The organism is Burkholderia sp. AU17457 (assembly GCF_002223255.1).
Taxonomy (GTDB): domain Bacteria; phylum Pseudomonadota; class Gammaproteobacteria; order Burkholderiales; family Burkholderiaceae; genus Burkholderia; species Burkholderia sola.
The window spans coordinates 448152-470633 of record NZ_NKFB01000004.1; the positions used below are offsets into that span (position 1 = coordinate 448152).

20 protein-coding genes and 1 tRNA gene are annotated in these 22482 nt (G+C 67.0%); 8 read left to right on the plus strand and 13 right to left on the minus strand.

The annotated features are described in order from the left end of the window. Positions 1–108 precede the first annotated feature (108 nt). The 10 genes from CFB49_RS14395 to CFB49_RS36325 form a co-directional block, all read right to left on the minus strand. On the minus strand, positions 109–459 hold the full coding sequence (locus tag CFB49_RS14395) for a TonB family protein (protein WP_069619643.1): 351 nt from the start codon (positions 457–459) through the stop codon (positions 109–111). A gap of 453 nt (positions 460–912) precedes the next feature. Next, positions 913–2691, minus strand: coding sequence for a PglL family O-oligosaccharyltransferase (locus CFB49_RS14405; RefSeq protein ID WP_089491625.1), 1779 nt, complete (start codon positions 2689–2691; stop codon positions 913–915). Between the two features lie 155 nt (positions 2692–2846). After that, the gene (locus CFB49_RS14410; RefSeq protein WP_089491626.1) at positions 2847–3443 is read right to left on the minus strand and encodes a pilin; all 597 of its coding nucleotides are present in this window, start codon (positions 3441–3443) and stop codon (positions 2847–2849) included. A 95-nt stretch (positions 3444–3538) separates the two neighbouring features. Next, positions 3539–4240 carry a TerC family protein gene (locus CFB49_RS14415; RefSeq protein ID WP_089435583.1) on the minus strand — a complete coding sequence of 234 codons (702 nt, stop codon included), beginning with the start codon at positions 4238–4240 and terminating at the stop codon, positions 3539–3541. 157 nt (positions 4241–4397) lie between these two features. Then, on the minus strand, positions 4398–5279 hold the full coding sequence (gene sucD / locus CFB49_RS14420; RefSeq protein ID WP_006477916.1) for a succinate--CoA ligase subunit alpha: 882 nt from the start codon (positions 5277–5279) through the stop codon (positions 4398–4400). A gap of 69 nt (positions 5280–5348) precedes the next feature. Then, the gene (sucC, locus tag CFB49_RS14425) at positions 5349–6515 is read right to left on the minus strand and encodes an ADP-forming succinate--CoA ligase subunit beta (RefSeq protein WP_006477915.1); all 1167 of its coding nucleotides are present in this window, start codon (positions 6513–6515) and stop codon (positions 5349–5351) included. Positions 6516–6583: 68 nt separating this feature from the next. After that, positions 6584–7192: a DUF2889 domain-containing protein gene (locus CFB49_RS14430; RefSeq protein ID WP_050014576.1), complete on the minus strand. Its 609-nt coding sequence runs from the start codon at positions 7190–7192 to the stop codon at positions 6584–6586. Positions 7193–7338: 146 nt separating this feature from the next. Further along, entirely contained in the window at positions 7339–8235 is an 897-nt protein-coding gene (gene recX / locus CFB49_RS14435; protein WP_089435584.1) for a recombination regulator RecX, read from the minus strand. Further along, positions 8235–9305, minus strand: coding sequence for a recombinase RecA (gene recA / locus CFB49_RS14440; protein ID WP_006486701.1), 1071 nt, complete (start codon positions 9303–9305; stop codon positions 8235–8237). The genes recX and recA overlap by 1 nt, the downstream gene beginning before the upstream one ends. Before the next feature lie 50 nt (positions 9306–9355). Further along, complete coding sequence (locus CFB49_RS36325) at positions 9356–9496, minus strand: hypothetical protein (RefSeq protein ID WP_160300515.1); 141 nt, start codon at positions 9494–9496, stop codon at positions 9356–9358. Here CFB49_RS36325 and CFB49_RS14445 point away from each other — a divergent pair. The 4 genes from CFB49_RS14445 (at position 9495) to CFB49_RS14460 (ending at position 13914) form a co-directional block, all read left to right on the plus strand. Then, positions 9495–10223, plus strand: coding sequence for a response regulator transcription factor (locus CFB49_RS14445; RefSeq protein WP_089435843.1), 729 nt, complete (start codon positions 9495–9497; stop codon positions 10221–10223). The two genes, CFB49_RS36325 and CFB49_RS14445, sit on opposite strands and share 2 nt — an antisense overlap. Positions 10224–10240: 17 nt before the next feature. Further along, entirely contained in the window at positions 10241–11794 is a 1554-nt protein-coding gene (locus CFB49_RS14450; RefSeq protein WP_089435585.1) for a sensor histidine kinase, read from the plus strand. 227 nt (positions 11795–12021) lie between these two features. Continuing rightward, positions 12022–13680, plus strand: coding sequence for an MFS transporter (locus CFB49_RS14455; RefSeq protein ID WP_089435586.1), 1659 nt, complete (start codon positions 12022–12024; stop codon positions 13678–13680). 157 nt (positions 13681–13837) lie between these two features. Beyond that, a tRNA-Met gene (locus CFB49_RS14460) sits at positions 13838–13914 on the plus strand. A 108-nt stretch (positions 13915–14022) separates the two neighbouring features. On the opposite strand, the gene CFB49_RS14465 is transcribed toward CFB49_RS14460, so the two are convergent. Both CFB49_RS14465 and CFB49_RS14470 read right to left on the minus strand, forming a co-directional pair. Next, positions 14023–14997, minus strand: coding sequence for a LysR family transcriptional regulator (locus CFB49_RS14465; RefSeq protein WP_089435587.1), 975 nt, complete (start codon positions 14995–14997; stop codon positions 14023–14025). 232 nt (positions 14998–15229) lie between these two features. Next, entirely contained in the window at positions 15230–16204 is a 975-nt protein-coding gene (locus CFB49_RS14470) for a GlxA family transcriptional regulator (protein WP_089491627.1), read from the minus strand. 116 nt (positions 16205–16320) lie between these two features. Here CFB49_RS14470 and CFB49_RS14475 point away from each other — a divergent pair, with 116 nt between their 5' ends. From CFB49_RS14475 to CFB49_RS14490, 4 genes are all read left to right on the plus strand, one after another. Next, the gene (locus CFB49_RS14475) at positions 16321–17004 is read left to right on the plus strand and encodes a DJ-1/PfpI family protein (protein WP_089491628.1); all 684 of its coding nucleotides are present in this window, start codon (positions 16321–16323) and stop codon (positions 17002–17004) included. Between the two features lie 59 nt (positions 17005–17063). After that, on the plus strand, positions 17064–17375 hold the full coding sequence (locus CFB49_RS14480) for a cupin domain-containing protein (protein WP_069621228.1): 312 nt from the start codon (positions 17064–17066) through the stop codon (positions 17373–17375). A gap of 448 nt (positions 17376–17823) precedes the next feature. After that, on the plus strand, positions 17824–18711 hold the full coding sequence (locus CFB49_RS14485) for a LysR family transcriptional regulator (RefSeq protein ID WP_089491629.1): 888 nt from the start codon (positions 17824–17826) through the stop codon (positions 18709–18711). Between the two features lie 247 nt (positions 18712–18958). After that, complete coding sequence (locus tag CFB49_RS14490; RefSeq protein ID WP_089491630.1) at positions 18959–22066, plus strand: transglycosylase domain-containing protein; 3108 nt, start codon at positions 18959–18961, stop codon at positions 22064–22066. Positions 22067–22105: 39 nt separating this feature from the next. Here the strand turns inward: CFB49_RS14490 and CFB49_RS14495 are convergent, their stop codons facing one another. Continuing rightward, positions 22106–22453 carry a GFA family protein gene (locus CFB49_RS14495; RefSeq protein ID WP_089491631.1) on the minus strand — a complete coding sequence of 116 codons (348 nt, stop codon included), beginning with the start codon at positions 22451–22453 and terminating at the stop codon, positions 22106–22108. Between the last annotated feature and the right edge of the window lie 29 nt (positions 22454–22482).

Consider the following 22482-nt stretch of genomic DNA (forward strand, 5'->3'; position numbering starts at 1 on the left):
GGTGCCGGCTCCGCGGCAGCGCACGTCGAGCGCGCGGCACAGCCGCCGCACGGATCGACTTTCGGTGCCCGCGTGCAACGATACGGCCATCGGCGCGCGGCACGCCCGTCACTGGGCGCGCCGCGGCTCGAACACGAACGGTTGGGTCAACAAGAAAGGATTCGCGGTCGCGCCGGTCTGCACGCAGGTCGCGTGCGTCATCGCGTCGACGGCCGCGCGGTCCGCCGCCGCGTTGCGGCTGCTCGTCGTCACGGTCACGTTCTGCGCTTCGCCGGACGTCGTCATCAGCGCGCGCACGAGCACGGTGACCGGACGCGTGAGCGGTTTCGCGCTATCCGGATAAACGGCACGCGGGATATGGCAGGTCAGCTTGCTTTCCTGCGACGACGACAGCATCGCGCAGCCGGAAAACAGCACGGCGACGGCAGGCAGGATCAGGAGTGTGGAGCGAAAGGCCATGGTCGAATGTCGTTCTTCAGTACTGTTCTGGGCACATGCGTCGTGCGCCGGCAGCCTTCCGTCGGCCGCATCGCATGTGTCGCACTGCGCCGCGGCCATCGGACCGGCGCCCCGTTACGGCCGCGCGGCCGAGCGATGCTCGATCGCGATCCTGCTCGGGGGAATGCCCGGATGGCCGGGACATTCTCCGTATTCACACCGGCTACGCCCCGCGCCGGCGGCACGCGAGCGCTTTCGCGCATTGTGCACGCGCCGCCCCGTCAGTGGCGGCGATTTGACAATGGTTGACGCGAATCGCTGCCCATTCGACCGGAATCCACGCGATCCGCGACGTAATCGATACCCCGACCGGTTTGGCGCGCCATGCGTCGGGCCGTGTTGCTCCGACGTCAGCCGCCGTCAGCGCGGCGCGGTCGACGCCGGAATGTCCCGTTCCGGCGTGCACGACGGGCGTCAATCCGAATCGTCGTCGTCCGAATCGTCGCCCTCGTCTGCCGGCGCTTCCCCGTACTTCGCGACGACGGCCGCCCTGAACGACTTCAGCGCCGGCTCCTGGTCGCACAGCTTGTACAACGCGGCCAACTGTTGCGGCCAGTCCTTCAATTCCTTCGCAAACACATGCAGCCGCGCGACGGTATCGAGCGCGTCGGCTTCACGGCCGGCCAACGCCTGCAGCACCGCATAGCGGCGCAGCACCGTCTCGCCGGGCAGCAGCGCGATCGCGCGCTCGTGCGCGGCGAGCTTGAGCGGCAGGTTGTCCGACGAAATGGTGAGCAGCGTCGCCGCACCGTAATCGCCCCACGCGCCGAACAGCCGCGACGGCGCATCGCGGTACTGCGCGGCCGGATTGCTGCCGTAATAGAGCACTTCCGCGCGCTGGTAGTCGCGCAGCACCGGCACCGCCGCCAGCACGCCGCCGAACGACAGCACCGCGAACAGCCCGAATGCCGCGCGCCCCGGCAGGATACGCAGCGGCTTCACCTCGAGCAGCCCGATCACGAACATCGCCGGCAGCAGGAAGAACATGTATTGCTGCGGATACTCGACCAGCGCATGCATCAGCAGGATGCCGATCAGCGCGAAGCCGAACACGCGCATGCTCGACTGCGGCGCCCGCACCGCGCGCACGAACCACGTGACGAGCGTGACGGCGAGCACGCCGAGCCCGACGAGACCGGACTTCGCGAGCAGATCGATGAAGATGTCGTGCGAGTTGTTCGCGATCTCGACGCCGCCGAGCGTGCGCACGAGCGCAAACTGGTGCGACGGGAACTCGCCCCAGCCGACCCCGAGCAGCGGATGCTCGCGGAACATCGCGAGCCCGTACTTCCACAGCGCGAGGCGCGGCGCGATCTGCCCGGCATCGCGCATCCGGTCGGCTGCCGACTCCGCGAGATTCAGGTGGTAGTGCACGTTGGCCCAGCGCACCGCGACGTTCACTGCGATGAACGCGACCGCAAGCACGACCGGTATCAGCCACGCACGCGCATTGCCCGGCGTGCGGCGCGATTCGACCCACGCCATCCAGAAACCCGCGACGACCATCACCGCCACCTGCAGCCACGGCCCGCGTGACACCGTCAGCGCGAGACCGACCGACAGCACGAGCGACAACGCGAGCCATGCCCACACCGCGAGCCGGCGCGTCTGCACCAGATACAGCGCACCCGCGAGCGCGAAGGCGATGTAGCTGGCCAGATGGTTCGCCTGCGCCATGTTGCCGTACGGGCGGCGGTCGACCGCGATGTTGTACACCACGACGAACGGCGAGACGGCCGATTCGAGGTGGAACAGCTGCACGATCTGGGTGCCGACCGCGAACACGCCGCCCACGAGCAGCGCACCGGCCATCATCCGCGACACGATTTCCGCCATCCCGTCGCGCGCCAGCGCATACCCGGCCTGCATCGCGACCAGCGCGGCGGCGAGATAGCCGACCGCCAGCCAGTTCATTGACGGCACCTTGAGCGGGATCAGCGCGACCTGCGCGATCAGCACCACCGCAAAACCGAGCGGCACGGTGAACGCCGCCGGCGCGGCAAACGGCTGGGCCGGGCGGCCGGTGCGTGCGAGCAGCACGACGGACACGCCCAGCAGCAGATACAGCACCAGCGCGGAAAACTCGGAATAGAAGGTCGGGATCGGATACGTGTGATTCGTGATCGCGTACGGCACGATCAGGGCGACAGCCAGCGCAACGAGCGACAACGAACGGGAAAAAGTGGAAGGCATGAGCGAACCGGATGTCAGCAACCGGCGCACTATACAAAACTTTCCCTGCTCTGTGCGGGGCTGTCGCTCCGCGAGCCGGCGCGAGCCGCAGCCTCGCCGGCCGAAGCAGCGGCCGGCGAGGCCGCATGCGCGGCCGCCCTCCTTCTCCGCCAGCCTTATGCACGGCACTCCGCGGGCGCATATTTCCCGGGCAGCGTCGCGGCATTACCGGGCAACGGCCCCGCGCCGGGCGCCGGCAGCGACGACGCGTCCTTGCCGGCGGCGAAGCATTCCCACGCAATCGCGCCCGCCTGTATCGCCCCCTTTTTAAGCGGCACGCGCGCGGTGGGCGCGTCGGCCTTGTCGGGCGCCGACGGCACGAGCACCAGCGTATTCGTGCCGGCCGCGGCGACGCGGGTGGTGAACGCGACCGTGATCTGGCCGGTGGCGCCGTCGATCGCAACCGATTCGACGTTGCGGGTCGCGGCAGGCGGGCTGTAGCCGCCGTCGAGGCTCGCGCCGCTCGCGGCATTGTCGGCGACCGCGAGCCGCGCCGACGACGCGAGCGCAAGCCCCTCGCCGACACGCGACCGCGCGAGGTAATCCTGGTACGCGGGAATCGCATAGGCTGCGACGACGCCGACGATCGCCAACACGATCATCAGTTCGATCAGCGTGAACCCGGCCAGCCGCCAGCGCGACGACGGCCGGTTCGCGCGCCGCAGATCGGCGGCAACGCGACGGAACAGGGAAACGGAAAAGGCTTCGAACATGGCAGGCTCCGGAAACGAAAAACGCCTGCCGACAAAGGCAGGCGTCTCGATCGTAGCCAGCGGGCCGCGAAGCCGGCAGTCGGCCGGATGGCCAGTCAGTGCTGCGGCACGTCGCGGCGTTTCCTGAGCGCGTAACCGATCGCGACGACGAACAGTGCGCCGACGATGCTCGCGCCGTAGATCACTTCCGGCGTATCGAGCACGGGCCAGCGGTCGCCGACCGGGTCGTTCACGATCAGCCCGCCCGCGATCCAGCCAAGCAGCCCGGCGCCGAGCGCCACGACGACCGGGAAACGGTCGAGCAGCTTCAGCACCAGCGTGCTGCCCCACACGATGATCGGCACGCTGACGACGAGCCCGAAGATCACGAGCGCGATCCGGTGCGACGGATCGGCTTGCTCGGCCGCGCCGGCGATCGCGATCACGTTGTCGAGGCTCATGACCGCATCGGCGATCACGATCGTCTTCACGGCATCCCACAGCCGGTCGGCCGGCTTGATGTTGTCGTGCGCGTCGGCGGCCGGCGCCATCAGCTTGATGCCGATCCACAGCAGCAGCAGACCGCCGCCGAGCTTCAGGAACGGCACGTCGAGCAGCGCGACCGCGAACGTGATCAGCGCGACGCGCAGCAGGATCGCCCCTGCGGTGCCCCAGACGACCCCGCGCAGCCGCTGGTTCGCCGGCAGGTTGCGGCACGCAAGCGCGATCACGACCGCGTTGTCGCCGCCGAGCAGGATATCGATGATGACGATCTGGAGAATGGCGCCCCAGTGGAGCGAGGTCAGGAATTCGAGCATGGCGGTGAGGAAAGGGCAGCGGCCGCCTCACGGGCGACCCGGTTCATCGTCGGCACATGCAGGACGCATGCCTGGTGCTTACGAATTCATTGCGGGAGCATAACAAAAAACGCCGGCAAGGCCGGCGTTTTCTGCAGGACGGACCCGATGGAAATACTTACAGCGCCTTCTTCAGCAGACGGCCCATTTCCGACGGGTTGCGCGTGACGGTGATGCCGCACGCTTCCATGATTTCCAGCTTCGCTTCGGCCGTATCCGCACCGCCCGAGATCAGCGCGCCGGCGTGGCCCATGCGCTTGCCCGGAGGCGCCGTGACGCCCGCGATGAAGCCAACCACCGGCTTCTTCATGTTGTCCTTGATCCACTCGGCGGCATTGGCTTCGTCCGGACCGCCGATTTCGCCGATCATCACGACCGCGTCCGTATCCGGATCGTCGTTGAACATCTTCATCACGTCGATGTGCTTCAGACCGTTGATCGGGTCGCCGCCGATACCGACTGCCGACGACTGGCCGAGGCCCAGCGCCGTCAGCTGCGCAACCGCTTCATACGTCAGCGTGCCCGAACGCGACACGACGCCGATGCGGCCCTTGCGGTGGATGTGACCCGGCATGATGCCGATCTTCAGCTCGTCGGGCGTGATCGTGCCCGGGCAGTTCGGCCCGAGCAGCAGCGTCTTGCGGCCTTCGCGACGCATGCGGTCCTTCACTTCGATCATGTCGCGCACGGGAATGCCTTCCGTGATGCAGATCGCGAGATCCAGATCGGCTTCGACCGCTTCCCAGATCGCAGCAGCCGCGCCTGCCGGCGGCACGTAGATGACCGACACGGTCGCGCCGGTTTCCGCCTTCGCTTCCTTGACGCTCGCGTAGATCGGAATGCCTTCGAAATCTTCGCCGGCCTTCTTCGGGTTCACGCCCGCGACGAATGCCTCGCGGCCGTTTGCGTATTCACGGCAGGCGCGCGTATGGAACTGACCGGTTTTGCCGGTAATGCCCTGCGTGATGACCTTCGTGTCCTTGTTGATCAGAATCGACATGTATTTTGACCTCTGTTCGATGGGCGTCGCGTGCAAGCCGCGCCGCCCTACGTGTTCATTAGCGCGTGCTTACTTGCCTGCGGCAGCCGCGACGACCTTCTGCGCAGCCTCTTCCATGCTGTCGGCCGAGATGATCGGCAGGCCCGAATCGGCCAGCATCTTCTTGCCGAGGTCCTCGTTCGTGCCCTTCATGCGCACGACGAGCGGCACGTTCAGGTTCACGGCCTTCGAACCGGCGATCACGCCTTCCGCGATCACGTCGCAGCGCATGATGCCGCCGAAGATGTTCACGAGGATCGCCTTCAGGTCCGGGTTCTTCAGCATCAGCTTGAACGCTTCCGTAACCTTCTCGGTCGTCGCACCACCGCCGACGTCCAGGAAGTTCGCCGGCTCGCCGCCGAACAGCTTGATCGTGTCCATCGTGGCCATCGCGAGGCCTGCGCCGTTCACGAGGCAGCCGATGTTGCCGTCGAGCGAGATGTATGCGAGGTCGAACTTCGACGCTTCGATTTCAGCCGGATCTTCTTCGTCCAGATCGCGGTACGCGACGATTTCCGGGTGGCGGAACAGCGCGTTCGAGTCGAAGTTGAACTTCGCGTCGAGTGCGGTGACCTTGCCGTCGCCGGAGACGTTCAGCGGGTTGATTTCAGCCAGCGATGCGTCGGTTTCCCAGAATGCCTTGTACAGGCCTTGCAGGATCGCGCGCGCTTGCGGAATCGATGCGGCCGGCACGCCGATCTTCGCGGCGAGATCGTCGGCCTGCGCATCCAGCAGGCCCGTCGACGGCTCGACGATGACCTTGTGGATCAGTTCCGGGTGCTTTTCGGCGACTTCTTCGATGTCCATGCCGCCTTCGCTCGAACCCATCAGCACGATCTTCTGCGAGATGCGGTCGACGACGAGGCTGACATACAGTTCCTGCTTGATGTCCGCGCCTTCTTCGATCATCAGACGGTTGACCTTCTGGCCTTCCGGGCCCGTCTGGTGCGTGACGAGCTGCATGCCGAGGATCTGGTTCGCGTATTCGCGCACCTGCTCGATCGACTTCGCGACCTTCACGCCGCCGCCCTTGCCACGGCCACCCGCGTGGATCTGAGCCTTCACGACCCATACCGGGCCGCCGAGCTCTTCCGCCACCTTGACGGCTTCGTCAACCGAGAACGCCGGCTTGCCGCGCGGTACCGCGACGCCGAATTTCCGCAGGATTTCCTTACCCTGGTACTCGTGAATCTTCATGCGTGATTCCCTTCAGTCTGAGAGTTGGATGAAATGTCGCTTAAGACGCTTCTTCGAATGATTTCCGTTCATTCCTTCGTGCTGCCTTCACCGGGCAGATCCGGCCGAATCGGGCCATACCAGCGCGGGTAGTATTGCCGCACGACCTCGCCGTCGAATCGCAGCGCCCGGCAGCGGCCGAGCTGGAAAGGCGGTTCGGCGTGCACGCCGTCGTGATCCGGCCCTTCGCCGCCCTCCTCGCGCACGTTCCATACGTCACCGGCGAACGCCTGGATCGCGGCCGTCGGCAGCACGGCGCACAGTTCGGTGAGATGGGAACAGCCTGCGACGCCGGCGAGCAGCCGGTTCGCGTTGCGGCGGAAATTGCGGAAGAGATTGAGCCCGATGAGGGCCCGATAGGCGGGGGAAGCGGATTGACAGTGACCGGGATAGGGCACCCATTCCGAAGACGCTTCGGCGTCGACGACATTGAGGTCACGGTCGATGGTCACGCGCAGCCAGAGTTCGTGGATCGGCAGGCCCTGGGGCCGGATGCCCGACGCAAGCGCGACATCGCGCGGCTTGTGGTCGGTCAGGCAGGCTTCGATGTCCCACAAGCCGTCGCCGCGCTCGTAGGCTTCCGCTCGGATTGCGCGTCGATGTCGCAACTGACGGGGCACGGGCTCGGATAGCGGCATGCTGGAGGTTGAGGCCGAAGAGGAAAACCCGTGGATTTTAGCATATTGGGTATTTGAGGCATTCGGCCCCGACGGCGGGTATTCCCGCCTGTCCGGAAGCGGTTGCGATGCAGCAAAATCGCGCGCCACGCGCGCGACCGGGCGGCTCAGTCGTCGATCGGGAAATCGTCGCCGACCTTCAGCAACTTCACGATGGTCGCACTCGAGAAGCCGCGCGCGGCCAGGAAGCGCGCCTGCTTCGCGCGCTCCGCAGGCGTTTGCGGCAGCGCACCGAATTTCTTGCGCCACACGGCCTGCGCACGCGTCCACTCGGTCTCGCGCAATTGGGCATTCACCTCTTCGACGAGGCTGTCGCCGACCGCATGGCGCTTCAGTTCGCTGACGATGCGCGCGACGCCGACGCGCGACGCGCGGCGATGCACGAGGCTCTCGGCGAAGCGCGCGTCGGACAGCCAGCCTTCCTTTTCCAGCGCATCGAGCACCGGGTCGACGGATTCGTCCTCGCCGACGTACGGTGCGAGCTTGCGCGCGAGCTCCGCACGGCTGTATTCGCGCCTCGACAGGTAGCCGAGCGCGCGCCCCTTCAACGACCGCGGCGGCTTCGACGACTTGCGTTCGCGAGCGCCCGGGGTGTCGCTTGAAGCAGCGCCGCCGGAAGATGCGCCGGATGCACGGCGTGTGCGGCGCGGATGCTGGCTGCTGCGCGTATAGACATCTTCCGTCGCGGGCGCATCGGCTGTGCGATCGTCCGGGGCGCGATCGCTCGGGGCGCGATCGCCCGGGAAGCGGACACCGGACACACGACGGCGGGAGCGATCGTGTGCGTCGAACGATTCATCGTCGTCGAACGGATCGTCCGGTGCGGCAATCTCAAACGAAACGAGGGCATCGTCGGATGCCCTCGTCGCGGTGCGGTTCGCTGCGTTGCCGCTTGCGTCCCGCCGGCTGGCGCCCGAGGGGCCGGCCCGCTGGCCGGAGCGACCCGCCGTTTCGGGCGTGTCGTGCTCCTCCGGCTCGCCGGCCTGACCTCGGCGCGCAATCATCACTCTTCTTCGTCCATCGCCTCGGCTTCGTTGCCCGCGCCGTCGGGCATGGCGACGACACCGAGCGATTCGCGGATGCGGTTCTCGATCTCGCGCGCGATTTCCGGATTTTCGCGCAGGAATTCACGCGCGTTGTCCTTGCCCTGGCCGATCTTCTCGCCGTTGTAGCTGTACCAGGCGCCGGCCTTGTCGACGATCTTCGCCTGCACGCCGAGATCGATGATTTCGCCCTGACGCGAAATGCCTTCGCCGTACAGGATGTCGAAGATCGCTTCGCGGAACGGCGGCGACACCTTGTTCTTGACGACCTTCACGCGGGTTTCGTTGCCGATCACCTCGTCGTTCTTCTTGATCGAGCCGATCCGGCGAATGTCGAGACGCACCGACGAGTAGAACTTCAGCGCGTTGCCGCCCGTCGTGGTTTCCGGGTTGCCGAACATCACGCCGATCTTCATCCGGATCTGGTTGATGAAGATCACGAGGCAGTTCGTGCGCTTGATCGTGCCGGTCAGCTTGCGCAGCGCCTGCGACATCAGGCGGGCCTGCAGACCCGGCAGCGAATCGCCCATCTCGCCTTCGATTTCGGCCTTCGGCACGAGCGCCGCGACCGAGTCGATGACGATCATGTCGATCGAGCCCGAGCGCACCAGCGCGTCGGTGATTTCGAGCGCCTGCTCGCCGGTGTCCGGCTGCGAAATCAGCAACTCCGGCACGTTCACGCCGAGCTTCGCGGCATATTGAACGTCGAGCGCGTGCTCGGCGTCGATGAACGCCGCGGTGCCGCCCAGCTTCTGCAGTTCGGCGATGACCTGCAGCGTGAGCGTGGTTTTACCGGACGATTCCGGACCGTAGATCTCGACCACCCGGCCCCGCGGCAAGCCGCCGACGCCCAGCGCGATGTCGAGACCCAGCGACCCCGTGGAGACGACCTGGATATCCTCGGCCGCTTCGCCGTCGCCCATGCGCATGATCGAGCCCTTGCCGAACTGCTTCTCGATCTGCGCGAGCGCGGCCGCCAGCGCCTTGCTCTTCTCGGCGGTCATCCCGGAGCCCTTCTTGCTATCTTCCATGAATCGTCCTTTGCTATGATGAGCAGCGTCTGTTGGAGGCGCGCCCGCATTCAAGCGCTGCCCACGAATGCAGACACTGTATAAAAAAACAGTGGTTTATGCAAGCCCGCAATGCGGGTTGCGTTGTACACGAATAACTTCGGAGACAGCCGCGCCGGCGCGAACGCCCTGCCGGCATCGGTCAGCAACATGCGAATTCTCATCGCCGAAGACGACAGCATACTCGCGGACGGCCTCACCCGGTCACTCCGCCAATCGGGCTATGCCGTCGATCACGTGAAGAGCGGCGTCGACGCCGACACCGCGCTGTCGATGCAGACTTTCGACCTGCTGATCCTCGATCTCGGGCTCCCGAAAATGTCCGGGCTCGACGTGCTCAAGCGCCTGCGCGCGCGCAATTCCAATCTCCCCGTGCTGATCCTGACCGCCGCCGACAGCGTCGACGAACGCGTGAAAGGGCTCGACCTCGGCGCCGACGACTACATGGCCAAGCCGTTCGCGCTCAACGAGCTCGAGGCGCGCGTGCGCGCGCTGACCCGGCGCGGCGCGGGCGGCGGCCCGACGGTCGTGCGCCACGGTTCGCTCGCATTCGACCAGGTCGGCCGCATCGCGTATGCGAACGATCACGTGCTCGATCTCTCCGCACGCGAACTCGGCCTGCTCGAGGTCCTGCTGCAGCGGATCGGCCGCCTCGTGTCGAAGGAACAACTCGTCGACCACCTGTGCGAATGGGGCGAGGAAGTCAGCAACAACGCGATCGAAGTCTACGTGCACCGGCTGCGCAAGAAGATCGAACCGAGCGGCGTGCGGATCTCGACCGTGCGCGGCCTCGGCTATTGCCTCGAGAAGGTCGCGCCCGCGACGCCGGCCGACACCGCAGCGTCCCAGCCCGCGGCCGCCGGCACGCCGCTGCGCTGACGCCGGGCGGCGCCGCGATGGCCACGCCGGCCCATTCCCATTCCCGCCACCCGACCGGCGCGCCGTCGTCCGCTGCCGACGAGGCGCGCGACGCCCGTTACGAGAACCCGTTCGCGCCGCCCGACGAAACCGAATCGCCCGAAACGCCGCGCCCGCGCTCGCTGTTCGGCGAAATCCTCGACTGGATGCTCGCGCCGCTGCTGCTGCTGTGGCCGATGAGCATCGCCGTCACCTATCTCGTCGCGAAGACGATCGCGAACAGTCCGTTCGACCGCGCGCTCGAGACCAACGCGTACGTGCTCGCCCGGCAGATCCATCCGGTCAACGGCGTCGCCGAACTGACGCTGCCGGAGCAGACGCGCGACTTCCTGCGCGCGGACAACATCGACAGCGTCTACTTCCAGGTGCTCGGCACGCGCGGCGAGCTGGTCGCGGGCGAAGCCGACATGCCGCTGCCGCGGGACGAGGACCGCCCGCCGCCGGGCGTCGTCGTGTTCCGCGACGACCTGCTGCGCGGCAACGACGTGCGCGTCGCCTATACGACCGTCGCGCTGCCGCAGGCGAGCGGCGCGCAGCCCGTGCTCGTGCAGGTCGGCGAGACGCTCGACAAGCGCAACGCGCTCGCGAACGACATCATCAAGGGCGTGATCCTGCCGCAATTCGTGATCCTGCCGCTCGCGATCCTGCTCGTCTGGTTCGGGCTGTCGCGCGGGCTCGCGCCGCTCAACGCGCTGCAGGCGCACATCCGCGCGCGGCGACCCGACGACCTGTCGCCCGTCGAGGCGCAGCGCGCGCCGCCCGAGATCGAACCGCTCGTCACGTCGTTCAACGACCTGCTCGCGCGGCTCGAGCAGAACATGGCGCTGCAGAAACGCTTCATCGCCGACGCCGCGCACCAGATGAAGACGCCGCTCGCGGGCCTGCGCACGCAGGCCGAATTCGCGCTGCGCCACCCGGTGCCGCCCGACGTGCAGCGCTCGCTCGAGCAGATCGCGACGAGCTCCGAGCAGGCCGCGCGTCTCGTCACGCAACTGCTTGCGCTCGCGCGTGCCGAAAACCGCGCGAGCGGGCTCACGTTCGAGCCGGTCGAGATCGGCGCGCTCGCGCGGCGCACGGTGCGCGACTGGGTGCAGGCCGCGCTCGCGAAACGGATGGACCTCGGTTACGAAGGCCCGGACGACGACGCGCCGCTCGACGTCGACGGCAATCCGGTGATGCTGCGCGAGATGCTCGGCAACCTGGTCGACAACGCGATCCGCTATACGCCGGAAGGCGGCCGCATCACGGTGCGCGTGCGCGCCGACCGCGCGGCGCGGCGCGTCCATCTCGAAGTCGAAGATACGGGCCCCGGCATCCCGGCCGGCGAGCGCGAGCGCGTCGTCGAGCGCTTCTACCGGATCCTCGGCCGTGAAGGCGACGGCAGCGGCCTCGGGCTCGCGATCGTGCGCGAGATCGCCACGCAGCACGGCGGCACGCTGACGCTCGACGATCACGTCTACCAGCACGCACCGCGCCTCGCCGGCACGCTCGTGCGCATCAGCCTGCCGCTCGCCGACACCGCCCCGGATTAACCCTGACGCGCGCCGCCGCGGCTCGGCGCAACCACGTCGAGACCGGGGATTTACCGGCCGTTCACGCCACGATCGGCGCGCGAAGCGGCCGATTCGACGCGGGTTAACGCGCAGTCGTTTTGTACGCGCGAGTCAGTGGGCCGTAAGTTTCCGTGCCAATAATCGTCGACAGGCCCGCCCCTCCCAAGGCGGCCGCACATTTATATCAAGGGACTTGGAGACGATTCATGGCAACGTTAGGCGGGCAAATTTCGCACTCGCCGATGACGGGCGAAGAGAAGAAGGTGATCTTCGCGTCGTCGCTCGGCACCGTGTTCGAGTGGTACGACTTTTACCTGGCCGGCTCGCTCGCGGCCTACATCAGCAAGAGCTTCTTCTCCGGCGTCAATCCGACCGCCGCGTTCATCTTCACGCTGCTCGGCTTCGCGGCCGGCTTCGCGGTGCGGCCGTTCGGCGCGATCGTGTTCGGCCGGCTCGGCGACCTCGTCGGCCGCAAGCACACGTTCCTCGTGACGATCGTGATCATGGGCGTCTCGACGTTCGTGGTCGGCTTCCTGCCCGGCTACGCGTCGATCGGCATCGCCGCTCCCGTGATCTTCATCGCGATGCGGCTGTTGCAGGGCCTCGCGCTCGGCGGCGAGTACGGCGGCGCGGCGACCTACGTCGCCGAGCATGCGCCGGCCAACCGGCGCGGCTTCTACACCGCGTGGATCCAGACGACGGCCACGCTCGGCCTGTTCCTGTCGCTGCTCGTGATCCTGGGCGTGCGCACGTTCATCGGCGAGGAAGCGTTCGGCAGCTGGGGCTGGCGCGTGCCGTTCGTCGCGTCGATCCTGCTGCTCGCGGTGTCGGTGTGGATCCGGCTGCAGCTGAACGAATCGCCGGTGTTCCTGCGCATCAAGGCGGAAGGCAAGACGTCGAAGGCGCCGCTGACCGAAGCGTTCGGCCAGTGGAAGAACCTGAAGATCGTGATCCTCGCGCTCATCGGCCTGACGGCCGGCCAGGCCGTCGTCTGGTACACGGGCCAGTTCTACGCGCTGTTCTTCCTCACGCAGACGCTGAAGGTCGACGGCGCCAGCGCGAACATCCTGATCGCGATCGCGCTGCTGATCGGCACGCCGTTCTTCCTGTTCTTCGGGTCGCTGTCGGACAAGATCGGCCGCAAGCCGATCATCCTCGCGGGCTGCCTGATCGCGGCGCTGACGTACTTCCCGCTGTTCAAGGCGCTCACGCACTACGCGAACCCGCAGCTCGAACTCGCGACGCAGAAGGCGCCGATCACGGTCATCGCCGATCCGGCCGCCTGCTCGTTCCAGTTCAATCCGGTCGGCACGTCGAAGTTCACCAGCTCGTGCGACATCGCGAAGAGCGCGCTCGCGAAGGCCGGCCTGAACTACGAGAACGTCGCGGCGCCGGCCGGGACGCCGGCCCAGATCAAGGTCGGCGACACGGTGATCCAGACCTACGACGGCAAGGCGGCCGACGCGAAGGCGCAGGGCGCGGCATTCGACAAGACGCTCGCGTCGGCGCTGAAGGGGGCCGGCTACCCGGCCAAGGCTGACCCGGCGCAGCTCAACTGGCCGATGACGATCGTGATCCTGACGATCCTCGTGATCTTCGTGACGATGGTTTACGGCCCGATCGCCGCGATGCTGGTCGAGATGTTCCCGACGCGGATCCGCTACACGTCGATGTCGCTGCCCTATCACATCGGCAACGGCTGGTTCGGCGGCTTCCTGCCGGCGACCGCGTTCGCGATCGTCGCGGCGAAGGGCAACATCTATTCGGGGCTCTGGTATCCGATCGTGATCGCACTGGTCACGTTCGTGATCGGCCTGCTGTTCGTCAAGGAGACGAAGGACTCGGACATCTACGCGCAGGATTGATGTTGGGCGCGGAGCGGGGACGGCCGGCGGAGGGACGCCTTCCGGTGGCCGCCCCCGCCAGTGACCGAGGCCGGCACGGACTGCCGGCAACTTTTTTCGGGAAAGATGGAAAAAGGTATTGACAGCCGACCGGCCGATCGACATAATTCAAGTCTTCGGCGAATTAGCTCAGTCGGTTAGAGCGACGGAATCATAATCCGCAGGTCCGGGGTTCGAATCCCTGATTCGCCACCAAATGCGAAAAGCCGCTGTTTCGAAAGAAACAGCGGCTTTTTTCATTGCTTCATCCGGCGCACGCGGTGTCGCGGCGCGTTGCCCGTCCCCCCCAGCCACGCGCCTCGACTACGCCACCACCGCTCCGCGCTGCGCCTTCGCCGCCTGCACCCCCACCTTCCCCCGCCAGTTCTCCCCACCTTCCAGCGCCGGCGTCGACTCGAACACCTCCGCGATCCAGTCGGCGAACACGCGCACCTTCTGCGACAGATGCCGGTTGTGCGGATACACGATCGAGATCGGCTTCGGCTTCGGATTGCTGTCCGGCAGCACCTCGACCAGCGAGCCGTCGAGCAGGTGCGGCAGCACCATGAACAGCGTCGGCTGGATCATCCCGAAGCCTTCGAGCCCGCACGTCACGTACGCATCCGAATCGTTGACCGTGACGCTGCCGTTCATCCGCACCTCGAACGGCTTGCCATCGATCATGAACACCCACGGAATCGCCCGCGCGCCGTGGCTCGCGCGGAAATTCACCGCATGATGTTCGACGAGATCGGCAATCTCGTTCGGCTCGCCGTGGCGGGCAAGGTAATCGGGCGACGCGCACGTCACGCGCTTGAGCATCCCGATGCGCCGCGCGACCATCGACGAATCCTCGAGCGGCCCGACCCGGATCATGCAATCGATGCCCTCCTCGACCGGATCGACGTAGCGGTCGGACAGCCCCAGCTCGAGCGTGATGTCCGGATAGCGCTGCCGGAAGATCGACAGCGACGGCAGCACGACGCGCCGCCCGAGCGAACTCGGCATGTGGACGCGCAGCATGCCGCTCGGCTTGCGGTTGCCGGCCTGGAAACTCGCGTCGGCCTCGGCGATCTCCGCAATGATCTTCATGCAATGCTCGTAGTACGCGGCGCCCTCCGGCGTCAACGACAGCCGGCGCGTCGTCCGGTGCATCAGGCGCACGCCGAGCAGCGCCTCGAGATTCTGGATGATGGTCGTCACCGACGCACGCGGCATCGCCAGCGTGTCGGCCGCCCGCGTGAAGCTGTTCGCGTCGACCACGCGGGTAAAAACTTCCATTGCCTGGATTCGGTCCATGCTGCTTCCCCTTCGAATCGCCAACGGAACAGAATAGAGCCCGCGGCGGGCGCGGCACAAGCCCCCGCCTATTGTTGTCCGATCCTGAATAGTTTCGGCGCTTCGGACCGGAAATCGATCGGTTTCCGCGCAGTTCCTTCCGGCAGCGCCCGCGCCGGCCCCGCTCATCCCGGCGACGCGCCGCACCCGCAAACATCGTCGGATCATCGCACCGGGATGAAGCCGTCGTCCGTTACCGCACGAACCGCTCGCGATATCCCTGCGGCGACACGCCGAGCACGCGCACGAAACTGCGCCGCAGCGTCTCCTCGGAACCGAAGCCGCACCGCCCAGCGATTCGCTTGACGGGCCACGCCGTTTCGCCGAGCAGGCGTTGCGCGGCCTCGACCCGGATCTGCTCGACCGCGCGGGCGGGCGTGCGGCCGGTTTCCGCACGATAGTGGCGTACGAAGCTGCGCTCGCTCATGCTCACGCGCTCGGCGAGCGCGGGCACCGACAGGTCGGCCGTCAGGTGCTCGGCCATCCACGCGTGCAGTTCGCCGAACCGGTCGGCGGTGCGCTGCATCGACAGCATCGTGCTGAACTGTGCCTGCCCGCCCGGACGCTTCAGGAACACGACGAGTTCGCGCGCGACGTCGAGCGCGGTCGCCCGCCCGAGATCCTCCTCGACGAGCGCGAGCGCGAGGTCGATGCCGGCCGTCACGCCGGCCGACGTCCACAGCGCGCCTTCGCGGATGAAGATCGGGTCCGGTTCGACGCGCACGTTCGGGTAGCGCGCCGCGAATTCGTCGCAGCGCGCCCAGTGCGTGACCGCGCGCCGCCCGTCGAGCAGGCCGGCCTCGGCGAGCAGGAACGCGCCGGTGCAGACCGACGCCACGCGCCGCGCGCGCCCGGCCTGCTGCCGCACCCAACTCACCACGCGAGCATCCTTCGACGCCGCATGCACGCCCTTGCCGCCGGCGACGATCAGCGTATCGGGACGGCGCGCGGCCGCGTGCAGCGACTCGGCCATCACGACGAGGCCCGACGACGTCTCGACGGGCCCGGCTTCGACGGCCACGACGCGCGGCGCATACGGCGCCGGCTGCCCGCGCTCCAGCGCGAGCTCGTTGACGGACGCGAACACCTGCAGCGGCCCCGTTACATCGAGCAGTTGCGCACGGGGAAACGCGAGGACCAGGATCGAACGCGGGGCGGCGGCAGGCATGGCGATTGGCTTAAAACGTGGGTGATATGGCAATTTCGCCAAACACTACGCGCCTAGAATCGATCTGTCCATCCCGTGCCGAACGGCGCGCGTTCCCTTCCAGACGGAGTCTTCGCATGACCCTGCATATCGGCCTTCTCGTCTTTCCGGGCGTCCAGCAACTCGACCTCACCGGTCCGCACGACGTGCTCGCGTCGCTGCCCGATGCGGCCGTCCATCTGGTGTGGAAGTCGCGCGACGCGGTCGCGTCGAGCAGCGGCCTCGCGCTCGCGCCCACTTGTACGTTCGACGACTGCCCGCCGCTCGACGTGATCTGCATCCCGGGCGGAATCGGCATCAACGAGCTGCTGCTCGATGCCGAAACGATCGCGTTCGTGCAGCAGCGCGCGGCCACCGCGCGCTACGTGACGTCGGTCTGCACGGGCGCGCTGCTGCTCGGCGTGGCCGGCCTGCTGCGCGGCCGGCGCGCGACGACGCACTGGAGGTTCCACTCGCTGCTCGAACCGCTGGGCGCGATACCGGTACGCGAGCGCGTGGTGCGCGACGGCAACCTGATCACGGGCGGCGGCGTGACGGCCGGCATCGACTTCGCGCTGACGATCGCCGCGGAGCTGGTCGGCGACGAAGAAGCGCAGGCGATCCAGCTGCAGCTCGAATATGCGCCCGCGCCGCCGTTCGACGCCGGCTCGCCCGACACCGCGCCGGCTGCGGTCGTGACGCGCGTCACCGAACGGACGGCAGCCGGCTTCGCGAAGCGCAAGCAGATCGTCGAGCAGGCGCTGCGCGCGACGTCGCGCTGAATGCGGATGTCGGAAAAATCACGGGAAGGCGGCACACACGCGTGCCGGAGAACACATCGATGAAGATCATCCGGAGTGCCGCATTCACGGCGGACCGCGCGTGGGGCGCGCTCGACATCGCGAACCTGAACGGCATCACGGTCCGGCTGCACTGGACCGACCAGCCGTATCGCTGGCACGTGAACGACGGCGAGGAAGTGTTCGCGGTGCTCGACGGCCGCGTCGAGATGCGCTACCGCGACGCAGGCGTCGAGCATGCGACGGTGCTCGAGACGGGCGACGTCTTTCACGCGACAGTCGGCACGGAGCACGTCGCGCATCCGCTCGGCGCTGCGCGCATCCTCGTGATCGAGACCGCGGGCAGCGTCTGACGGCGGCTATCGGGGCCTCGATGCCGCGCGGGCGACGAGCGCCTGCGCGCGGCGGGGCCCAGCCCGAAATCGTCCCGCTTGCCTGCGACTACCCGATCCGCCGTTCCGTCGAGGCCGTGCGCCGGCACGAACGCGCGAAGCTGCCAACGCAACAGGGACGTATACGGTTCGGTATCACATCGCATCGATAACGTCCGAGGCTTTAACGAAAAAATTAGCCTATATTTTCGTACAATTACTAAATACAAATTCATCAAAAAGGTCTAATTGCAATCGCAATCAAATCGCCAATTCAATGACCTTAAGGCCTTGAAACCCGTCATTCTCCGACCGTTCTCGCACCCGATAAATACGCGATTCCATAATAATCATTCGTTAAAAACGTCCGTTAAAATTCATCAAATCGATGGATAGAATTGAATCCACGCTTTCTGTTTATCGATAAAAAATGGACGAACTCCTCCCGATGCGACTATTCGTCAAGGTCGCCGAACTTCGCAGTTTCGCGCGCGCAGCCACGGAACTGAACATCTCCAACTCGTCGGCCACCCGCCTCGTGATGAGCATCGAGGATCGGCTCGGCGCACGCCTGCTGAATCGCACCACCCGCAGCCTGTCGCTGACCGACGCGGGCCACCTCTATCTGGCGCAGATACGTCACGTGATCGACGAGATCGACCGGGTCGAGGAAACGATCGCCTCGATGCATCACGAACCGATCGGCTCGCTGAAAATCGCCGCGCCGGTCATGTTCGGCATGCACGTGCTCGCGCCGGCCATCGACACGTTCAAGACGCGGCATCCGGCCATCGTGCCGGAAGTCACGATCGTGGACCGTCACGTCGACCTCGTGTCCGAGGGCTTCGACATCGGGCTGCTGCTGTCGCAGCACATCAGCAACAACACGCTCGTGAAGCGCCCGCTCACGCGCATCAACCGGATCGTCTGCGCGGCGCCGCACTATGTCGAACGGCACGGCGCGCCCGGTCATCCGCACGATCTCGCGTCGCACGCGGGCCTGGCATTCCATGCCGATTTCGCGGGCGAATACCTGTCGTTCGAACACGAACAGACGCGCATCACCGTGCGCCCGAACAAATCCGCATCGTCGAACAACGTCGGGTTGATCCGGAACTGGGCGCGGTCCGGCATGGGCATCGCGGTCCTGCCCGATTTCCTCGTCAAGCCGGATCTCGACGACGGCCGGCTGCTCGCGCTGCTGCCCGGCTATCGACTGGAGGCCCTCGAGATGAATGTCGCGTACCCGACCCGTCGGCATTTTCCGCGCAAGGCACGGCTGTTCGTCGATCACCTGATCGAGCATTTCGTCAGTTGAATGAACGGTGAAAGCGCGCACCATTTTTCCACGCTGGCTCGCCGCCGCCCGCTCGACCGCGCCGGGCTGGCGCGCCCGCGCCGGCTGGCGCCCCGACCGCCATCGACCCGTCGCCCGGCTGGGGCGGGCACGCCTGTTGCGCCGGCGCATCTCGGTAGTCAACCGCCCTTGGCAGTCCGCCGCGGAGGACTACACTAATCCTTAATGGGGTGTGGCCGGACAACCGCGCCCTCAGGGAGACGCCGCCATGAATCGGCCGCTGAATCGTATCCTCCCGCGCGTGACCGGTCCCGCATCGGTCTGGACGTGGGTCAAGTGGTCTTTGCTCGCCGCATTGCTGATCGCGGTGGCGATCGTCGCGCGGCTCGTGCAGACCGAGATCGAAACGTCCCGGCTGCAGGCGCGCTACCTGTCCGAGCTCACCCGCGACGTCGGCTACACGGTCGAAGCGGGGCCGAGCGATCACATCCGCTTCCCCGGGAACGGTCCGTACGACCAGCGCTTCGGCTACGCGATGATCCCCGCGTTCCAGCAGCGGCTGCTCGCGCGCGGCTTCGTCGTCAGCGAACAGGCGCGCGATTCGCAGCGGATGCTGTCGCTCGGCGAGCGCGGGTTGTTTCTCCCATACGAAGAGAAAGACCAGACGGGCCTGATGCTGTTCGATTCGACCGGCTCGCCGCTGTTCGCGACCGTGTTCCCGCAGCGCGTCTATGCCGACTTCGACACGGTGCCGCGCGTGATCACCGATTCGCTGCTGTTCATCGAGGATCGCTATCTGCTCGATGCGAACGAACCGAACCGCAACCCGGCGATCGACTGGGGGCGCTTCAGCCGCGCGCTGGCCGACCAGGCGCTGCACGTGGTCAATCGCCATCAGGCACGCCCGGGCGGCAGCACGCTCGCGACGCAGATCGAAAAATTCCGCCATTCGCCCGAGGGCCGCACCGCGACGCCGCCCGAGAAGCTGCGGCAGATCGCGTCCGCGTCGGTGCGCGCGTACCTGAACGGCCCGCAGACGATGCTCGCGCGCCGCACGATCGTCGTGCGCTACCTGAACTCGGTGCCGCTCGCCGCGCGGCCGCACATCGGAGAAATCACCGGCATCGGCGACGGTCTCGCCGCGTGGTACGGCCGCGACTTCAACGACGTGAACCGCGTGCTGTCCGCGCCGACGACCGGCGACAACGTCGATCAGCAGGGCAAGATGTTCCGCGAGGCGCTGTCGCTGCTGATCGCGCAGCGCGCGCCGTCGTACTTCCTCAACCGCGGCTATCCGGCGCTGCAAAAGCTGACCGACAGCTATCTGCGGCTGCTGTCGAACGGCGGCGTGATCTCGCCCGCGCTGCGCGATGCCGCGCTGGCCGCGCAGATCGAACGCAGCGCGCCGCCAGCCGCCGCGCGCGTGCAGTCGTTCGTGTCGCGCAAGGCCGTGACCTCCGCGCGCGCGTCGCTGCTGTCGGCGCTCGGCATCAGCGACCTGTACCAGCTCGACCAGCTCGACCTGCAGGCCACCAGCACGCTCGACAACGGCGTGCAGCAGGCGGTCGCCGAGCGGCTCGCGCGGGCATCGACACGCGGCGGCGCGCAGGCCGCCGGCCTGTACGGTTTCGAGATGCTCGCGCCGAAGGACGACCCGTCGCACCTCACGTACAGCTTCACGCTGTACGAGCACCGCAACGGCGCGAACATGCTGCGCGTGCAGACCGACAGCGTGAACCAGCCGTTCGACGTGAATCGCGGCGGCCGTATCAACCTGGGCTCGACCGCGAAGCTGCGCACGCTGATCACGTACCTGCAGATCGTCGCCGACCTGCACGCGCGCTATGCGCACCTGTCGAACGCGGAGCTGGCGCGCGTGAAGCCCGATCCGATCGACGGGCTGTCGCGCTGGGCGCTCGACTACCTGTCGCATACGCGCGAGCGCTCGCTGCAGGCGATGCTCGATGCGTCGGTCGAGCGCAAGTATTCGGCGAGCCCGGACGTGTTCTACACGGGCGGCGGCGCGCAGGTGTTTTCGAACTTCGAGAAGTCGGACAACGGCCGCATCCTGACGCTGCACGCGGCGTTCGAGCACTCGGTCAACCTCGTGTTCGTGCGGCTGATGCGCGACATCGTTCACTACGAAACGCTGCAGGCGGCCGGCCCGTCGTCGTCGTGGCTCAACGATCCCGCGCAGCGCCAGCATTACCTGCAGCAATTCGTCGACGGCGAAAGCCAGGTCTACGTGAAGCGCTACTACACGCGCTATGCGGGCAAGGCGCCCGACGAAGCACTCGCGCTGATGCTGCGCGACGTACGCAAGTCGCCGCCGAAGCTCGCGACGGTGCTGCGCAGCGTCGCGCCGAACGAATCGCTCGCATGGTTCGACGCGCAGATGCGCGCGCAACTGAAAGGCACGCCAGCCGCGACGCTGTCCGACGACGATCTCGCCGCGCTCTACGCGAAGTATGCGATCGACCGCTTCAATCTCAACGATCGCGGCTATATCGCGAGCGTCCATCCGCTCGCGCTGTGGACGCTCAACTACCTGCGCGCGCACCCGACCGCGTCGCTCGCCGAGGTTCAGCGCGACAGTCGCGATGCGCGTTTCTACACGTACTCGTGGCTGTACAAGACCCGCTACCACGCGACGCAGGACCGCCGCATCCGCCGCATGGTCGAGCTGCGCGCGTACGCGGAGATCACGAAGTCGTGGCGCGCGCTCGGCTACCCGTTCGCGGAAGTGACGCCGTCGTACGCGGCCGCGATCGGCGCGTCGGGCGACCAGCCGGACGCACTCGCGAAGCTGATCGGCCTGATCGCGAACGGCGGCCAGAAGGCGCCGACCGAGACGATCACGCGGCTCGATTTCGCGAAGGGCACGCCGTACGAAACGCGTTTCGTGCGCGCGGCCGCGCAACCGCAGCCGATGCTGGCGCCGGAGATCGTCAACGTGGCGCACACGCTGCTGCGCGACGTCGTGCTCCATGGCACCGCGCGCCGCCTGGCGGGCGGGCTCACGCTGCCGGACGGCAAGACGCTCGACGTGTACGGCAAGACGGGGACGGGCGACCAGCGCTTCAACGTCTACGCACGCGGCGCGCGGCTGATCGAGTCGCGCAAGGTCAACCGCAGCGGCACCTTCGTGTTCGCGATCGGCGACCGGTTCTTCGGCGTGCTGACGGCGACCGCGCACGAGCCGTATGCGGCGCGCTACGACTTCACGAGCGCGATGGCCGTGCAGTTGCTGAAGTCGATGGCGCCGGCGCTCGCGCCGCTGATCGAACGCCCGGCCGACGCCGGCACGCGCACCGCCGGCCCGGCGCCGCAGACGGAAACGCCTGCGGCGAACGTGGCGGCCGTGCAACCGTCGTGATCGAGTCGCGCCGCGCAGGCGCCCGCAACCGCGCGCCGCTCAGTGCGAGCGGCCGTCGTAGTGCGTGACGGGCAGCGCGTCGAGATCGACGCCCTCGACGCAGCGCACATTGATCGCGGCCATTGCGGTGCCGTCCGGATGAACGCCTTCGCCGAACGCGTGAATCCCGCAGCGCTTGCAGAAGCGATGCCGGATCACGTGCTTGTTGAACAGGTAGGTCGCGAGATTTTCGTCGGGCGTCAGCAGCGTCATGTGGTCGCGCGGCACGAACCACATCAGCGCGCCCTTGCGCTGGCAGATCGAGCAGTTGCACGCCATCACGCCCTGCAGGTCGCCTTCCGCCTCGAACGTCACGTCGCCGCAATGACAGCTTCCGCGATAATGCATGGTCGTCTCCCGGTGCAGCCCGTGCGCAG

What these genes read in the sequence shown, in the direction of transcription:
- CFB49_RS14475 (WP_089491628.1), top strand. Translation starts at nt 16,321, where the DNA reads ATGACCCTGCATATCGGCCTTCTCGTCTTTCCGGGCGTCCAGCAACTC.
- CFB49_RS14450 (WP_089435585.1), top strand. Translation starts at nt 10,241, where the DNA reads ATGGCCACGCCGGCCCATTCCCATTCCCGCCACCCGACCGGCGCGCCG.
- sucD (WP_006477916.1), bottom strand. Translation starts at nt 5,279, where the DNA reads ATGTCGATTCTGATCAACAAGGACACGAAGGTCATCACGCAGGGCATT.
- CFB49_RS14445 (WP_089435843.1), top strand. Translation starts at nt 9,495, where the DNA reads ATGCGAATTCTCATCGCCGAAGACGACAGCATACTCGCGGACGGCCTC.
- CFB49_RS14410 (WP_089491626.1), bottom strand. Translation starts at nt 3,443, where the DNA reads ATGTTCGAAGCCTTTTCCGTTTCCCTGTTCCGTCGCGTTGCCGCCGAT.
- CFB49_RS14430 (WP_050014576.1), bottom strand. Translation starts at nt 7,192, where the DNA reads ATGCCGCTATCCGAGCCCGTGCCCCGTCAGTTGCGACATCGACGCGCA.
- CFB49_RS14395 (WP_069619643.1), bottom strand. Translation starts at nt 459, where the DNA reads ATGGCCTTTCGCTCCACACTCCTGATCCTGCCTGCCGTCGCCGTGCTG.
- recA (WP_006486701.1), bottom strand. Translation starts at nt 9,305, where the DNA reads ATGGAAGATAGCAAGAAGGGCTCCGGGATGACCGCCGAGAAGAGCAAG.
- CFB49_RS14495 (WP_089491631.1), bottom strand. Translation starts at nt 22,453, where the DNA reads ATGCATTATCGCGGAAGCTGTCATTGCGGCGACGTGACGTTCGAGGCG.
- CFB49_RS14455 (WP_089435586.1), top strand. Translation starts at nt 12,022, where the DNA reads ATGGCAACGTTAGGCGGGCAAATTTCGCACTCGCCGATGACGGGCGAA.
- CFB49_RS14465 (WP_089435587.1), bottom strand. Translation starts at nt 14,997, where the DNA reads ATGGACCGAATCCAGGCAATGGAAGTTTTTACCCGCGTGGTCGACGCG.
- recX (WP_089435584.1), bottom strand. Translation starts at nt 8,235, where the DNA reads ATGATTGCGCGCCGAGGTCAGGCCGGCGAGCCGGAGGAGCACGACACG.
- CFB49_RS14405 (WP_089491625.1), bottom strand. Translation starts at nt 2,691, where the DNA reads ATGCCTTCCACTTTTTCCCGTTCGTTGTCGCTCGTTGCGCTGGCTGTC.
- CFB49_RS14485 (WP_089491629.1), top strand. Translation starts at nt 17,824, where the DNA reads ATGGACGAACTCCTCCCGATGCGACTATTCGTCAAGGTCGCCGAACTT.
- CFB49_RS14415 (WP_089435583.1), bottom strand. Translation starts at nt 4,240, where the DNA reads ATGCTCGAATTCCTGACCTCGCTCCACTGGGGCGCCATTCTCCAGATC.
- CFB49_RS14480 (WP_069621228.1), top strand. Translation starts at nt 17,064, where the DNA reads ATGAAGATCATCCGGAGTGCCGCATTCACGGCGGACCGCGCGTGGGGC.
- CFB49_RS14470 (WP_089491627.1), bottom strand. Translation starts at nt 16,204, where the DNA reads ATGCCTGCCGCCGCCCCGCGTTCGATCCTGGTCCTCGCGTTTCCCCGT.
- CFB49_RS14490 (WP_089491630.1), top strand. Translation starts at nt 18,959, where the DNA reads ATGAATCGGCCGCTGAATCGTATCCTCCCGCGCGTGACCGGTCCCGCA.
- CFB49_RS36325 (WP_160300515.1), bottom strand. Translation starts at nt 9,496, where the DNA reads ATGTTGCTGACCGATGCCGGCAGGGCGTTCGCGCCGGCGCGGCTGTCT.
- sucC (WP_006477915.1), bottom strand. Translation starts at nt 6,515, where the DNA reads ATGAAGATTCACGAGTACCAGGGTAAGGAAATCCTGCGGAAATTCGGC.